Here is a 13,212-nt window from a genome sequence, read left to right on the forward strand (position 1 = left end):
GCGCTGCCGGCGACGAGGGTTGTTCCGGATGAAGAGGATCAGTCGGAATCAAGCTCCGACGAGGACTTCTTTCCCATCACCTCTTCGATCAGCGCCAGCAAGTTGCGTCGGCGTTGTTCCCAGAAGCCGTCGAAGTCGTCCGCGCGTAACTCGGCAACCGGAATTCGATGGCTGGCCAAGAGAACATCCATGCCAGCAGCGTCGATTTGCACCTGCTTGTGCACCTGCAACGCGGCCAGATATGCGGACGGCGCGGAACCACCGATCGTGCGGTTGGCCTTATAGGAAATCGGCGTCTTGTTGATGATCGAGTCGTAGCGGCTGCGCGGAATCTCGCGTTGCTCACACCAGTCGCGCGGAAAGATGTGATGGATGTCCAACGCGACTTCGTCGGCTTCGAGGTCGCGAATACGCGATTTCCAGAATAAATCCTGCGCACCCTCGCGCAGCACCAGCACATTGATGCCCTTGTAGGCGGCGCTCAGGCGAGAGGTCAGCGAAGTGAGCCGCTCGATCCGGAACGCTGCATCGGCGACGGTGCGCGGCGTTTTGGCCTCGTCGTTCTCGATCCAAGCGAGCATTTCTTCGACGTCGTTGGCGATGCGCGTTTCGACCGCGCCGCCGTACAACTCGCCGAGCACGCCGCACCAGTACCACTGCGCCAGCTTGCGTTGAATGCGTGGTTCGCGCCAACGTTCGGCGCCGCCGATCATCGCCAATATCGCCGCCAGCGGCGCCAGTTGGGTGCGATACGGCAGGTCGCGCGCCGAGGTGAGGCATTCCTGGCGCAGGAACTTGGCCGCGCGCAGAAAGCCCTGCTCCACCGGATCGGCCCAGCGTTGGTAGGCGTCCAGCGGCAGCTCCAATACCGAGGCACGCTTGGCGCTGACCGGCGTCACCTGCTTGTCGGTTTTGCCCGCCTCGATGTCGGCGCGCCGCTGCGCCAGCGTGTGTAGCATCGTCACCGCCTGCAGGAAATCGGTGTTCTCTACACCGCGCAGAATCGGCTCCTGCGCCAGGCGCTTATGACGCGACGACACCTTCCGCAGTTCGCTGCCGTACCAGTCGTCGCGCAAGTTGTAGCCGTCGGCTGCATAGCTGGCGGTGACCAGCTCGAACACCGACAGCGGCACGCCGCCGGTATTGACCTTCTCGAACACCAGACACACCGCTTCCTTGCTGGTCTCCTTCTTCAGAACGATCAACGGGATTTGGTATTCGCTGTAGGCGTCGAGCACCTGTTTCTTGAACGAGAAGAACTGCGCGACTGCTTCGGTATTGAACTGATACAGATCCTGCAGCCAGCCCATCGCTTCGAGAATTTCCGAGCACGGAAAGTACAGTTGTCGGCATTCCAGTTCGCGCGTCGACAGATCGAGCTCCAGCTTGCGGCCGAAGTCGCTGCGTAGCTGACGGCTGCCGTCGGTGGCGACGATCGCATCTTCCAAATATTCCGCACCGGCCAGCGCCGTAGGGATGTGGATGTAATAGCAGCGGTCAACCGGCTTGCCTTTCTCGGTGGAGGTCTTCACTGGGCCAGACAGCTTTAGCACCTGGGTCAAGGTCGTCAGCCGCTGCTGCCCGTCGAGGATGAGTTTTTCGGGCGTTGCCAGCCCTGCGGTCGGCACGTTTTCCACTGGCCGTACTTGGAAGCGCACCGAGCCACCGGTCTCGAGCAGCATCACCGCGCCGACCGGGAACGAGCGCCCCAAGCTGACCAGCAGGCTGCGCACGTGTTCGTCGTCCCAGACCCAGCCGCGTTGGAAATCGGGTAATTGGATCTTGCCGTCGACGATGTCTTTCAGCAGGTCTTTCAGCGGCAGCTTGGTGCTGTCGAAGGTAGCCATGAAGTGTCCCCAGGGTGTCGAATATGCGGCATGCGTCAGCAGGCCTAGTGTGACCAATCTGGCCTTTGTTGGCACTTTGCCGAAACTGCAGTTTCGGGTCGCTTGCTAAGCTCGCGCCCGAATGAGCCTCGCCGACGACGACCCCCGCCCGCTGCCGCCGGAGCCGCCACTGCCCAGCGACTGCTGCGACAGCGGTTGCGCGCAGTGCGTCTACGATCTCTATGCCGACGAGCTCGCGCTGTATCGCGAGCGCTTGGCGCGCTGGCTCGAACGGCATCCGCAGGCGTCCTGAGACGGCCTGTCGGAGCCGTGCAGCGTCGCTCAGGGTTTCTTCGGCGCCGGCGGCTGCAGGCGTTCGTGCCACTCGGGTATCAGCATCGTCGCGGCGCTGCCGTACCAGTCGTGGAATTCGGGCACCAGCTCGCCCTTGCTGACGGTCGGATCGGTTTCGACCAGGCGGCGCGCCTGTTCGATGTCTTCGACCGCGAAGATGTACAAGCCGCGCCAGCCGGACGGGTCCTTGGAGAACGGGCCGGCCAAGGCGAGCTGGCCGGCCTTGGCCCAGCGCTCCATGTTGGCGAAGTGGCCGGCGAACATCGCATCGCGTTCGGGGCCGTCGGGTATGCGTTTGGCGCCGGTCTTCAGCACCACCAGCACGTACTTGCGCATGCCGCGTTCGTCGGCGCCGACGCGCTTGGCCAAAGCGGCGTCGTAGCCTGCGGCGGGCGTGTTCGCGGCCGGCTCGGCGGCGTGCGACGACGATGTCGCGGAGGCGAACGCAAAGCATGCGGCCGCACCGATCCACAACGAACGAATACGCATCGCATCGACCTCCCTTTGGACTGGCGGAGTCTAGGCTGGAAACGCGCCGCGCCCAAGCGCGGCACGCAGAGGACCGTCACGCCGGCTGCGGCTCGTCGGCCGGTGTTTCGCGCTGGCGGATCGGCCGCGTCACTTGCTTGGCCACGCACGGCGGCAACTCCGCCGGCGCGTGCAGCGCCTGTTGCCGATAGACGCTCGGCGACTGTCCGACCAGTTCGGTGAAGCGCGTGCTGAAGGTGCCCAGCGACGAGCAGCCGACCGCGAAGCAGATCTCGGTGACGCTGAGCGGACTGTCGCGCAACAACGCCATCGCGCGCTCGATGCGGCGGGTCATCAGATACGAGTACGGCGACTCGCCGTAGGCGGCGCGAAATTCGCGGCTGAAGTGCCCGGCCGACATGTGCACGCTGCTCGCGATCGCCTCGACATCGAGCGGCTGTGCGTATTCGCGGTCGATGCGATCGCGTGCACGGCGCATTCGCACGAGATCGCGCAGACGCTGCGGCGCGGGAGATCGGGGAGCCATCGGCAAGATCGTGGCATGTTGCCGCCGGAGGCTCAAGCCGGCGGCGACGTACCGAACGAACATCCGCGCCGCTATTGGATCAGGTCCACCTGCCGCGCCGCCGTGTACCAGAGCAAACCGTAATGGCCGTAGGTGTAGGTGGTGGTCCCGTCCTCGCCCTCGATCGAGGAGGAATGCACGCCGCCGAGGGTACACACGCCGGTGGCGCAGACGATTTCGTCGAGGTAGGACTTGAGCGAGTACATGCGCGTGCCGAAGCGTTCGCCGGCAATGCCGTCGAGAAACGGACTGCCGATCGACAGACCCCAGACGCCGCAGGTGCTGGTCCATACGTTGAACGGATAGCTGCCGCAGCTGCGCAGACCGCGGAACGCGCCGGCGATGCCGACGAAGGCGTCGACGTGATCGGCCAGACCGACGCGGTCGATCACGCGCGCGGCCAGGGTGGCGCCCATCGAGTGGCCGATCACGTCGATACGACCCGTGCACGAAGACGCGATCGCGTCGATCATCGCGTCTTCGACCGGCGTCTCCTCGCTGCCGTAGTGATCGTTGCAGGCCGCGCAGGCCGTGCCCCAGGACGGCGCGAAGATCTGCGCACCGTCGTAGCCGCGCGCGAGCAACTCGGCGCGCGTATTGACGAAGTCCGACGGGCTGCCGCTGTTGCCGTGCACCAGCACGACGTTGTCGACGCAGGCCGCTTGCGCGAGCGCGACGCCTGCGAGCGCGAACAGTGCGGCGAGGCCGCGTGCGATGCGGGACATGGCCGTTTCCTCCGATCGGCCCGGATGGGCACTGCGGAAAGCCTAGTCCCGTTCGCACGGCGGCGCCGTTGTACGAAAGTACAACGAGAGCATGAAAAACGGCGGTCCATTTCGCGCTTTCGCGCTGGCGAGCGAGTCGCTAGCCGCAACAAACGGAAAGCGGCGCGTTTGGATGACTGCCTCTCAGCCGCGAAACTCCTGCTTGCGCCAAACGATGCGGCGCTCATCGGGTTCGCAACGCAACGGCTCGGGCGGATCGAGAGTTGGACTTGTGGCAGCGAACAGTCCGGTCTGCGCCGGTTCGAGCTGCAGCTCCAATGCACCGACGCGCGCGATCAGACCCTGCCCGCTGCGCTCCACTCGCATCGTTCCGTACAACGCGTTTTCATAGCGGCCGCTGCAGGCCCGCAGCGCGGCCGCATCGGGTCGCCAGCTCCAGCCGCCCCACTGCGCATCGGCACGCGCGTTCTCGATGGCAACGCGCCGCTTCGCCGCCTTGGCAGCGACATTCGCCGGATACGCTTGCATCGTCTTGCGCAGACGTTCGAGTTCGTCCGGCTGGCCGGACGCGATGCCGATGAAGGCCTTCATCCATTCCAACTGCAGGCTTTCCATCGCGCTGTCGCTATTGGCCATCAGGCTGAGCCCCGCTCGCGCCGACGGCAGCAAGACCGTCACCGACACCGCACCGGCATACGAGCCGGGATGCATCAGCGCCTCCTGGCCGCGATAGCGGCAGCGGTACCAGCCGAGGCTGTAGCCGCTGCAATCGATCTCGCCGTCGGCGAGTTTGGATTGCGCGATCGGCTGTTGCGAGCGCTCGAATACGCTGGCCGGCAATGCGCCACGCGCCTCGCCGATACCAAGGTTCGCCTGCATCCAGCGCGCCATCGCGCGCGGCGAGGCGACCAGTCCGCCGGCGGCGTGCATCAAGGAATCGGGCTTGGGTGCGAGTACGCGCCAGCGCGCGCCGTCCCATTGATGACTCCAGCTCAGTTGTGCGGCCGGCACGTCCGAGCTGCGCGCCGACACCTGATCCAATTGCAGCGGGCGCAGCACCGAGCGTTCGAGTTCGCTGCGCCAGTTGCGGCCGGTGCGCGCTTCGAGCGCGGCGCCGTAGATCAGGTCGCCGATGTTGGCGTAACGAAAACCAGCCGCGCGCGTACCGACTTCACTCGCCAAGAGTCGCGGATACTGCGCGGCCGATACGTCGCGCACGTAGGCGGTGAGGAAGTTCAGTGTGTCGGTGGACAGGCCTTCCTGGTGCGATAGCAGATCAGCCATGCGAATACGCTGCGGATCCGCCGGTGCCGGCAAGCGCAAGTCGGGCCAGACGTCGGCCAAGCTCGTGGTCAGCGGAAACTCGCCGCGCACATCAAGCGTCGCGGCAAGCAAGCCGATGAACGACTTGGTCTGCGAGGCGATGTAGAAGCGTGTGTCCGCATCCACCGGCGTCGCGCGATCGGCACGCGCTTGCCCCTGCACCCACAGCCACGGCGGCGCATCGCCTTGCACGATAGCGGCGGCCATCGCCGGTGCCGCGCCCGGTACGCGCAGCGCGCTTTCGAGCGCTTGTTGAAACGGTGCGATCAGCTCGGGAGCGACGTTCGGCGCCTCCGTCGGCGAAGGTGTTGCAGCCGTGGTGCGCAGGCAGCACAGCGACAGCAAAAGCGCGCAGGAGCACGCGGCGAATTTCGGCACGATCAGGTCCGGCGAAGGGGGCACGACGGCCCGGTCGCGCCTTAGATACGCGAGGCTCGCTTCCGGTTGCGCCACGCCGCTGCGAATCGCGCCCGCAGCAAGTCGCCTCGTATCAACCGAATGCATCGCTCTCGCATCCTAGCCTCGATGTCTGCTTCCGATACGTCACATCGCCCGATCCTTGCTACGGAGGAATGCATGTCCAGACTCCGCTTTTCCGCTCTGCAACGCTTCGCGCTGACCTTGCTCGCCGGTGCCGGCTTCAGCGCACCGGCACAGGCGACTTGGTCGATCGCCGCGATCAATCCGCGCACTCTGGCACCATCGCCGTCACCGCGGCCTCGTGCTCGGAGGGCGTGTACGGCATACAAGCCGTGCTGCCGGGCAAGGGCGTGGTGATCGTGCAGGCCTCAAGCAACGGCGATGCGCGTGCGGCCGCGCTGAAGATGCTCGACGAAGGCGTGCCGCTCGACACCATCCTCGCGCGCATCTCCGATCCAGCCTCCGGTTACTCGCCCGAACGCCAGCAATACGTCCGCTCTCGAGCGGCGACGATGCGCGGCCGCGCACCTACACCGGCGCCGACGTGCCCGGCGCGAAAGGGGTCATGAGCAAGGATCGCCTCAGCGTGCAAGCCAACATCATGGTTTCCGATGAGGTGGTCGCGCGCACCTTTGCCGCGCTCGCGCGTGCCGACTGGCCGAACGATCTGGCGATGGCGCGCGCACTGATGCAGGCGATGAACGCCGGCGCCAAGGCCGGCGGCGATCGGCGCTGCGGCAAGGCCGCGAGTTCGACGGCTTTCATCGGCCTCTATCGCAAGACCGATCCGGACGGAAGACCCTGGGTGGAACTGTCGGTGCGCGGCGTCGACATCGAACGCGACAGCGGCACGGCGCAGCTCAACGTCCTGTTCCGCGACTGGCTGCGCAGCGGTATCGCCAAGCGCAGCACGCGCACGTTCATCGTGCCTTGATCCCGTGGACGGCGAGTGAGCGGCGTTCGCCGCTCGTTCGCGTCCGCGACGACACGAAATTGACGGATTGCCGCTAAGCTTGCGCTCGCGCTCGATGCGCAGGTTTGTACTTCTTTAAAACGCACGTCCTCAGGGGGACCGATGAACCGTTCATGCCTTCGCGCGCTCGCCGCCGCGATTACGCTCGCGCTCGCTTCCGATTTCGCCACCGCCGCCACGCTGACCGTCAACAGCCTGGCCGACGACGCTACGCCAGGCGACGGTCTGGTCAGCTTGCGCGAAGCGATCGACGCGGCCAATGCGGACACCGCCACCGATCTCGGCCAGAGCGGCGACGGCGCCGACACGCTCGATCTATCCGCACTGAGCGGCACGATCACCTTGCACGGAACACTACCGACGATCACCTCCGCCATCCTTCTAGTCGGCCCCGCCGCGGGCGGGCTCACCATCAGCGGCGCCGACGGCAAGGCGCGCCACCGCTTGCTGCTCGTGCGCGGCGGCGATCTGGAAGTCCGCTCGATCGATCTCGCCGACGGCGCCGCCAAGGGCGGCCATGGCGGCGCTTGCGAGCAGCGCACCGGCTGCGGCGGCGGCGGCGCCGGCCTCGGCGCCAACGTATTTCTCTACAGCGGCAGCGTGTCGCTGCGGAACTTGAGCGTGCGCAACGGCACCGCGCTCGGCGGCGAAGGCGGCAGCCGCGGCGACGCGTTCAACACCGGCGGCGGTGGCGGCGGCGGCCTCAGCTTGGATGCGGCCGATCCAGTCGAAGGCGGCGGCACTGCCGGCGCCGACGGCGCGCCGCTGGACGGTATCGGCGGCAGCGTCGCCGACGCGAACAATCCGGCCGGCAACGGCGGCGAAGGCGCCGGTGGTGGCGGCGGCGGTGCGTACCAACAGCGGCTGCCCGGCGGCAATGGCGGTTTCGGGGGCGGTGGTGGTGGCGGTGGCTACGGCCTGATCGCCGGTGTGCCCGGAGGCGGCGGTGATGGGGGCTTCGGCGGTGGCGGCGGTGGCAGCGGCGGCCAAGGTTCCGCCACGGCCGAAGGCAGCGGCGGCGCCGGCGGCCAATTCGGCGGCGCCGGTTCCGACACGACCGACTTGTCGAACATCGCCGGCGGCGGCGGCGGCGGTGCCGGTCTCGGCGGCGGCGTGTTCGCGCTCTCGGGCAGCTTGCGGCTGGAGAACGTGAGCTTCGTCAATTGCATCGCCGGTCGCGGCTACAGCGGCATCAACTCCAGCAATGCCGGCGTCAACGGCCAGGGCAAGGGCGGCGCGGTGTTCGTGGCCGACGAGGCCGTCGCACTCGCGCACGGGCTCAGCTTCGAGGGCGGCAACGCCGACGACTCGTCCGGCAACGGCTACACGGTCGGCAGCGCGAGCGACACGCGCGACGTGTACGGCACCATCGGCGAGATCGATGCGATCTTCGCCGACGGCTTCGACGGTTAGCGCGCGAACAGCTTGCGCGCGTTGTCGACGCGAATCTTCGCCTTCTCCTCATCGGTGAGGCCGATGCGGTCGAGTGCGTCGACCGTCTTCGCCAACGACAGTTGCGGATAGTCGGAACCGAGCAGGACGTGATCGATACCGACGTTGCGCAAGGTCCAGATGAACTCGTCTTCGATCGGTGAATCGGCGACCAGCACCACGGTCGCCGAGATGTCGAAATAGACGTTGTCGAAGAAGAAGTCCTTCGCCGTGCGCGCCAAGGCGAGCATGTTCCAGAAACGGAAGTTCATGCCGCCGATGTGGGCGAAGATGAACCTCGTCTTCGGCGCCTGCACGGCGAGATTGAACAGCCGCTCGCTGTCGCCGGGCAGGATGTTGGCGTTGTCGAACAGGACGATCAGGCCGAGTTCGCCGGCCTTGCGCACCAGGGCCAGCACGCGCGGGTCGGCGGCGTCGAACTTCTGCGTGTGCGGATGCAGCTTGAGCACCTTCACGCCGCGCGCGGCGACGCGAACGATCTCATCGAGCGCAGCCTGGCCGTCGTAGGGATGCACGGTGGCGACCGGCAGCATCTCGGCGTGCTTGGCCGCGAGCGCGAGGTGCGCGTCGTTGTTCTTGCGTATCGCCGCCGGATCGCCCTGCAACGCTTGCTGCGGACCGCCGAACCACATGCCGGCGAAACCGGCGAGTTTCACCCGGCCGCCGGCGGCGACGTCGGCTTCGTACGCGCGCAGCGAGGTCTCGCCTTCGCGCAGATGCACATGGGTGTCGAACACGGTTTCCTGCGCCTGCGCGAACGGCGCCAGCAGAACCAGTCCCAGCGCCAGAATGCCTCGTTTCATGCGATTCGCCCCACGATCGGAAAGGCGCCAGCATAGCCGCTCGTGCGCACGCCGCGAGCGTCTAGCGCAGATAGTCGTAGCCGTCGCGAAACAGGATGTCGCAGACGTCGATCCAGGCGATGCCGGCGGCGACGTTGACGTCGAGGTCGTTGCCGCACACCACGTTCGGCCGGTCGTAACTGTCGAAGGTCTTGTAGAAGCGCACGCCCGAGCCGGTCACCTGCGAGATGCGGTTGTTGCGGATGTCGACCAGAGTGCGTTCGAGCGGATCGGTCGAACGCGTGTCGATCAGGATGCCGTCGCTGGACGGTACCGGCGGATCGGACAGCATGCCGCTGCGGCTGATGGTGTTGTCGTGAATCTGGGTGTAGCCGCTGCCGAGACTGAAAATGCCGAGCGTGTAGGTGTTGTCGATCGTGTTGTGATGAATGTCAGCGTGCGAGTAGCCGCCGAGCACGATGCCGTTACCCTGCTGGTCGTTGAGTTCGTAACCGGAATTGGTGACGTGGTTGCGATCGATCTCGTTGCGACCGAACTGTGCGCCCGAGAGTTGGATGCCGGAACGATTGGTGCGATTGACGATGTTGTCGGACACGCGAATGTTGCCGAGCCGCAGCGGACGCGGCGTGATCGTCACCCCGTTGCAAGTAACTGGGCGCGTGCCGTTGGGGTCGGTCGAGCCGAGGTACATGCCCTCCTGCCCCATCGTGTCGATGCGGTTGTTGTGAATGGAGATCGAGTCGATCACCCAGTTCGGATACTGGTAGGCCGGGTCGCAGTCGGCCTCGTGCTTGACCCAGAAGCCGTAGGTCTTGTCGTGGATGTCGAGGCGCTCGGCCTCGACGTGGTCGGAGCGGCCGTGCACGTGCACGGCGACGCCGCCGTTGCCTGGGTCGCTGATCTCGATGCCGTAGGCGTCGCCGCTGCCGCTGCCGGTGACGTGCACGTAACTGCTGTCGAGGATGTCGACGCCCTTGGTCATTCGCGCGACACCGCCTTCGTTGACGATGGTGATCGGGCATTCGGCTGTGCCGACGACGTACTGGAAGGCGAGATACGAATACGGACTGGCTGCGGCACGCAGCACGAAGCGATCGCCCGGCGCGTAGGCGAACTGACGGCCGTTGACGTAGAGGCCGCGGTCGCCGCCGCGCAGCTGGTCGACGTAGAACGTGGCCGACGAGCAGCCCTGCGCAGCCGCGCTCACGCGCGCGCAGGGGGCGAGCGCCAACGCGACCAAGAGCAGCGCGAAGATTCGCGCAACGGCGCAGCGTGCCTGCGCATACGACGGGATGGCGTTCATGGGTGAATTACGAAATGCGTCGTGAATCCGGCGCGGGCCGGCGATGCTAGCAATGCGCCGGCCGCAATCGGAGATCGGCGTCGCGTTTTCACGTCCTCGTCCGACGGCGTCTGCGATTTTTTTACTTTCGTCCTCTTGCAGTATTGTGTACGCGTCCCGTGCCGGCAGCCGGTGCGGATTCTTGCTCGTTCCGCTCTGCCAGCGAGGTAGCAGCTCATGAGTTTCCGTCCGCAACCCCGACGTAACGTCGTCGCCGCAGGTCTGTACGGCCTGCTCAACCCGATCCCGTTCGGCTGCTTCGTCGCCGCGCTGATCTTCGATGTGATCTACGCGCGCAGCGCGGTGATGCTGTGGAACAAGGCGGCGGCTTGGCTGATCGTGTTCGGCCTCTTGTTCGCGGTGCTGCCCCGCCTGATCAATCTCGCGCAGGTGTGGATCACCTCGCGGCGGTTCGCGACGGGCACCGACAAGTTCGACTTCTGGCTCAACCTGTTCGCGATCGTCGCGGCGATCTTCAACGCCTTCGTGCACAGCCGCGACGCCTACGCGATCATCCCGACCGCGGTCTGGCTGTCGGTCTGCACCGTCGCGCTGCTGTCGATCGCGCGGCTGGCAGTCGCCGTGCAGCACGCATCCGCCGGGAGATACGGCCATGAATGACGCTCTTCGCCGCAGCGTGCCGCTGCTCGCCCTCGCCCTCGCGTTGGCCGGCTGCGCCGAAAAGGCCGCCCTCGAGCCCGCGCAACAGTCGGGCAGCGCGCCGCCGCTGCCGGCGCCGCAGAATTTCCTGGTGCCGCCGATGCAAGTGCCCGACGGCGTCGGCTGGGCACCGGGCCAGACTCCGAAAGTCGCGGCGGGATTGAAGATCGAGAAGATCGCCGGCGACCTGCTGCATCCGCGCCAGCTCTATACCCTGCCCAACGGCGACGTGCTGGTGGTGGAAGCGAACGGTCCCGGCAGCGAACCGGTGACGACGCCGAAACAATGGATTGCCGGCAAGGTGAAGAACCAGTCGGGCAAGGGCGGCAAAGGCGGCAATCGCATCACCCTGCTGCGGCGCAAGGACGGCGGCGGCGAGTGGGACAAACACGTCTTCGTCGAGCATCTGCATTCTCCGTTCGGCGTGCAGCTGATCGAGAACACGCTGTACGTCGCCAACACCGACGCGATCGTGACCTTCCCCTATCAGCCAGGCGACACGCGCATCGCAGCGCCCGCCGCCGAATTCGCCGACCTGCCCGATACGATCAACCACCATTGGACCAAGGCGCTGCTGGCGAGCGTGGACGGACGCAAGCTCTACGTCGGCGTCGGCTCCAACAGCAATGTCGGCGAGAACGGCCTCGACGTCGAATACCGCCGCGCCGCCGTACTCGAAGTGGACGTGGCCACGCGCGGCAGCCGCATCTACGCCGCCGGCGTGCGCAACCCGACCGGACTGCAATGGGAACCGACCACCGGCACGCTGTGGGCGATCGCGAACGAGCGCGACGAGATCGGCGCCGACCTCGTGCCGGACTATCTCACCTCGATCAAGGACGGCGGCTTCTACGGCTGGCCTTACAGCTACTACGGCCAGAACGTCGACGTACGCGTGCAGCCGCCGCGCCCCGACCTGGTCGCCAACGCGATCAAGCCCGACTACGCACTCGGCTCGCATGTCGCCGCGCTCGGCTTGTGGTTTTCGCAGAAGAACGCGTTGCCGCCCAAGTACCAAGGCGGCGCCTTCGTCGCCGAGCACGGCAGTTGGGACCGCTCGCCGCTGAGCGGCTACGCCGTCGTCTACGTCGCGTTCCAGCAAGGCAAACCGGTCGGCGTACCCGAACCCATCGTCACCGGCTTTCATTCCGACGACGAAAAGCAGTTGTTCGGCGCGCCGGTGGGCCTGACGCAGGATCAGGAAGGCGCGCTGCTGATCGCCGACGACGTCGGCAATGCCGTGTGGCGAGTGACGGCGGACGCCGGTCAAGGCTGAGCCGAGACTCGCCGTCTTTGCACCGCTGCGGCGGCGCATCGCGCGCCGCCGCCGCTTGACCGCTATTTTGCGGCGGCCACCGCTTCGAGCTTGGCCAGGTCGACCTTGTGCATCGACAGAAACGCTTGCGTGACGCGGTCGACCGTCCCCTGATCGCCCGACGCCAAGATCTTGTGCATCGCGATCGGCGAGATCTGCCAGGACAGGCCGAAGCGGTCTTTGCACCAGCCGCACTGTTCCGACGCCGGCACGCTCGACAGCTGCGCCCAGTGACGATCGATCTCGGCCTGGTCGCGGCACGGGACGAGAAACGAGATCGCCTCGTTGAACTGGAAACCGTGCGGATAGGCGCTGTCCATCGCGGCGAACCAGGTCTCGCCGAGACGGAAGTCGGAGAACATCGTCGTGCCTTCGCGATCGCGCTCCATCCCGGCCGGATACGGCACGAACGAGCCTTCGCGCGAACCGTCGAACACGCTGCGATAGAACGCGCCGGCCTCCTTCGCCTTGCCGCAGACCTCGCCGGTGAACATCAGCGAGGGCACGATCATCGGCCGCGGCTCACCCTCAGGCTTGGACAGGATCAGCTGCCAAGACAGACCGTAGCGGTCCTGCACCCAACCGTAGTGCTTGCTGAAGGGATATTCGCCGAGCGGCATCAATGCTTCGCCGCCGTCGATCAGCGCGGCCCACAGCGCATCGAGATGCTCGCGCGCCTGCGCATCGCGCGACGGATCGAAATTGACGAAGAACGAGATCGACGGGTTGAAGCGGAAATGCGGCCCCGCGTTGATCGCCATGAACGGCTGGCCGCACAGTTGAAATTGCAGCACGTCGCAATCCCCCGACGGCGTGTCGCGCAGGCGTGTTTTCGCGTCGATGCGCGAATCGGGGAACGCCGAACAGTAGAACTCGACGGCCTCCTCGGCTTGGGTGTCGAACCAGAGGTGGGGCGTGATCGGCTGGGCGAGCGGCATGGGGCGTCTCCTTGGCTTGGATACGGA

The 13,212-nt window shown here is 66.2% G+C and carries 14 protein-coding genes; 6 read left to right on the forward strand and 8 right to left on the reverse strand.

What is annotated here, in order from left to right; genetic code table 11:
• Positions 1 to 38 precede the first annotated feature (38 nt).
• Complete coding sequence (locus tag AC3QL3_RS11555) at positions 39 to 1,847, reverse strand: GmrSD restriction endonuclease domain-containing protein (RefSeq protein WP_492893674.1); 1,809 nt, start codon at positions 1,845 to 1,847, stop codon at positions 39 to 41.
• A gap of 121 nt (positions 1,848 to 1,968) precedes the next feature.
• On the opposite strand from AC3QL3_RS11555, the gene AC3QL3_RS11560 reads away from it, so the two are divergent.
• On the forward strand, positions 1,969 to 2,139 hold the full coding sequence (locus AC3QL3_RS11560) for an oxidoreductase-like domain-containing protein (protein ID WP_492893676.1): 171 nt from the start codon (positions 1,969 to 1,971) through the stop codon (positions 2,137 to 2,139).
• Positions 2,140 to 2,168: 29 nt separating this feature from the next.
• On the opposite strand, the gene AC3QL3_RS11565 is transcribed toward AC3QL3_RS11560, so the two are convergent.
• The 4 genes from AC3QL3_RS11565 to AC3QL3_RS11580 all read right to left on the reverse strand — a co-directional run bounded on the left by AC3QL3_RS11565 (position 2,169) and on the right by AC3QL3_RS11580 (position 5,684).
• Entirely contained in the window at positions 2,169 to 2,669 is a 501-nt protein-coding gene (locus AC3QL3_RS11565) for a YciI family protein (protein WP_492893678.1), read from the reverse strand.
• A gap of 76 nt (positions 2,670 to 2,745) precedes the next feature.
• Positions 2,746 to 3,195 (reverse strand): helix-turn-helix transcriptional regulator, encoded by a 450-nt coding sequence (locus tag AC3QL3_RS11570; protein WP_492893680.1) that lies wholly within the window; start codon positions 3,193 to 3,195, stop codon positions 2,746 to 2,748.
• A gap of 71 nt (positions 3,196 to 3,266) precedes the next feature.
• Entirely contained in the window at positions 3,267 to 3,959 is a 693-nt protein-coding gene (locus AC3QL3_RS11575; protein WP_492893682.1) for an alpha/beta fold hydrolase, read from the reverse strand.
• Positions 3,960 to 4,142: 183 nt separating this feature from the next.
• Positions 4,143 to 5,684: a serine hydrolase gene (locus tag AC3QL3_RS11580; protein WP_492893684.1), complete on the reverse strand. Its 1,542-nt coding sequence runs from the start codon at positions 5,682 to 5,684 to the stop codon at positions 4,143 to 4,145.
• 332 nt (positions 5,685 to 6,016) lie between these two features.
• Between AC3QL3_RS11580 and AC3QL3_RS11585 the strand changes: the two genes are divergently transcribed.
• From AC3QL3_RS11585 to AC3QL3_RS11595, 3 genes are all read left to right on the forward strand, one after another.
• Positions 6,017 to 6,271 (forward strand): hypothetical protein, encoded by a 255-nt coding sequence (locus tag AC3QL3_RS11585; RefSeq protein ID WP_492893686.1) that lies wholly within the window; start codon positions 6,017 to 6,019, stop codon positions 6,269 to 6,271.
• The gene (locus tag AC3QL3_RS11590; RefSeq protein ID WP_492893688.1) at positions 6,268 to 6,636 is read left to right on the forward strand and encodes a DUF1028 domain-containing protein; all 369 of its coding nucleotides are present in this window, start codon (positions 6,268 to 6,270) and stop codon (positions 6,634 to 6,636) included. The genes AC3QL3_RS11585 and AC3QL3_RS11590 overlap by 4 nt, the downstream gene beginning before the upstream one ends.
• Before the next feature lie 141 nt (positions 6,637 to 6,777).
• Positions 6,778 to 8,088 carry a CSLREA domain-containing protein gene (locus tag AC3QL3_RS11595; RefSeq protein ID WP_492893690.1) on the forward strand — a complete coding sequence of 437 codons (1,311 nt, stop codon included), beginning with the start codon at positions 6,778 to 6,780 and terminating at the stop codon, positions 8,086 to 8,088.
• On the opposite strand, the gene AC3QL3_RS11600 is transcribed toward AC3QL3_RS11595, so the two are convergent.
• On the reverse strand, positions 8,085 to 8,930 hold the full coding sequence (locus AC3QL3_RS11600) for an amidohydrolase family protein (RefSeq protein ID WP_492893692.1): 846 nt from the start codon (positions 8,928 to 8,930) through the stop codon (positions 8,085 to 8,087). The genes AC3QL3_RS11595 and AC3QL3_RS11600 overlap by 4 nt on opposite strands.
• A 61-nt stretch (positions 8,931 to 8,991) precedes the next feature.
• Complete coding sequence (locus AC3QL3_RS11605; protein WP_492893694.1) at positions 8,992 to 10,233, reverse strand: right-handed parallel beta-helix repeat-containing protein; 1,242 nt, start codon at positions 10,231 to 10,233, stop codon at positions 8,992 to 8,994.
• 216 nt (positions 10,234 to 10,449) lie between these two features.
• Here AC3QL3_RS11605 and AC3QL3_RS11610 point away from each other — a divergent pair, with 216 nt between their 5' ends.
• Together AC3QL3_RS11610 and AC3QL3_RS11615 are read left to right on the forward strand one after the other, a co-directional pair.
• The gene (locus tag AC3QL3_RS11610; RefSeq protein ID WP_492893696.1) at positions 10,450 to 10,893 is read left to right on the forward strand and encodes a DUF2231 domain-containing protein; all 444 of its coding nucleotides are present in this window, start codon (positions 10,450 to 10,452) and stop codon (positions 10,891 to 10,893) included.
• Positions 10,886 to 12,208 (forward strand): PQQ-dependent sugar dehydrogenase, encoded by a 1,323-nt coding sequence (locus AC3QL3_RS11615; protein WP_492893698.1) that lies wholly within the window; start codon positions 10,886 to 10,888, stop codon positions 12,206 to 12,208. The genes AC3QL3_RS11610 and AC3QL3_RS11615 overlap by 8 nt, the downstream gene beginning before the upstream one ends.
• A 62-nt stretch (positions 12,209 to 12,270) precedes the next feature.
• On the opposite strand, the gene AC3QL3_RS11620 is transcribed toward AC3QL3_RS11615, so the two are convergent.
• Positions 12,271 to 13,185: a VOC family protein gene (locus AC3QL3_RS11620; protein WP_492893700.1), complete on the reverse strand. Its 915-nt coding sequence runs from the start codon at positions 13,183 to 13,185 to the stop codon at positions 12,271 to 12,273.
• Positions 13,186 to 13,212: the final 27 nt, after the last annotated feature.

This window comes from Dokdonella sp. GW821-FHT11D02 (genome assembly GCF_058808595.1).

Excerpts from the sequence above, each read along its gene's own strand:
- AC3QL3_RS11555 (WP_492893674.1), bottom strand. The coding sequence starts at position 1,847 with ATGGCTACCTTCGACAGCACCAAGCTGCCGCTGAAAGACCTGCTGAAA.
- AC3QL3_RS11560 (WP_492893676.1), top strand. The coding sequence starts at position 1,969 with ATGAGCCTCGCCGACGACGACCCCCGCCCGCTGCCGCCGGAGCCGCCA.
- AC3QL3_RS11565 (WP_492893678.1), bottom strand. The coding sequence starts at position 2,669 with ATGCGTATTCGTTCGTTGTGGATCGGTGCGGCCGCATGCTTTGCGTTC.
- AC3QL3_RS11570 (WP_492893680.1), bottom strand. The coding sequence starts at position 3,195 with ATGGCTCCCCGATCTCCCGCGCCGCAGCGTCTGCGCGATCTCGTGCGA.
- AC3QL3_RS11575 (WP_492893682.1), bottom strand. The coding sequence starts at position 3,959 with ATGTCCCGCATCGCACGCGGCCTCGCCGCACTGTTCGCGCTCGCAGGC.
- AC3QL3_RS11590 (WP_492893688.1), top strand. The coding sequence starts at position 6,268 with ATGAGCAAGGATCGCCTCAGCGTGCAAGCCAACATCATGGTTTCCGAT.
- AC3QL3_RS11595 (WP_492893690.1), top strand. The coding sequence starts at position 6,778 with ATGAACCGTTCATGCCTTCGCGCGCTCGCCGCCGCGATTACGCTCGCG.
- AC3QL3_RS11600 (WP_492893692.1), bottom strand. The coding sequence starts at position 8,930 with ATGAAACGAGGCATTCTGGCGCTGGGACTGGTTCTGCTGGCGCCGTTC.
- AC3QL3_RS11605 (WP_492893694.1), bottom strand. The coding sequence starts at position 10,233 with ATGAACGCCATCCCGTCGTATGCGCAGGCACGCTGCGCCGTTGCGCGA.
- AC3QL3_RS11610 (WP_492893696.1), top strand. The coding sequence starts at position 10,450 with ATGAGTTTCCGTCCGCAACCCCGACGTAACGTCGTCGCCGCAGGTCTG.
- AC3QL3_RS11615 (WP_492893698.1), top strand. The coding sequence starts at position 10,886 with ATGAATGACGCTCTTCGCCGCAGCGTGCCGCTGCTCGCCCTCGCCCTC.
- AC3QL3_RS11620 (WP_492893700.1), bottom strand. The coding sequence starts at position 13,185 with ATGCCGCTCGCCCAGCCGATCACGCCCCACCTCTGGTTCGACACCCAA.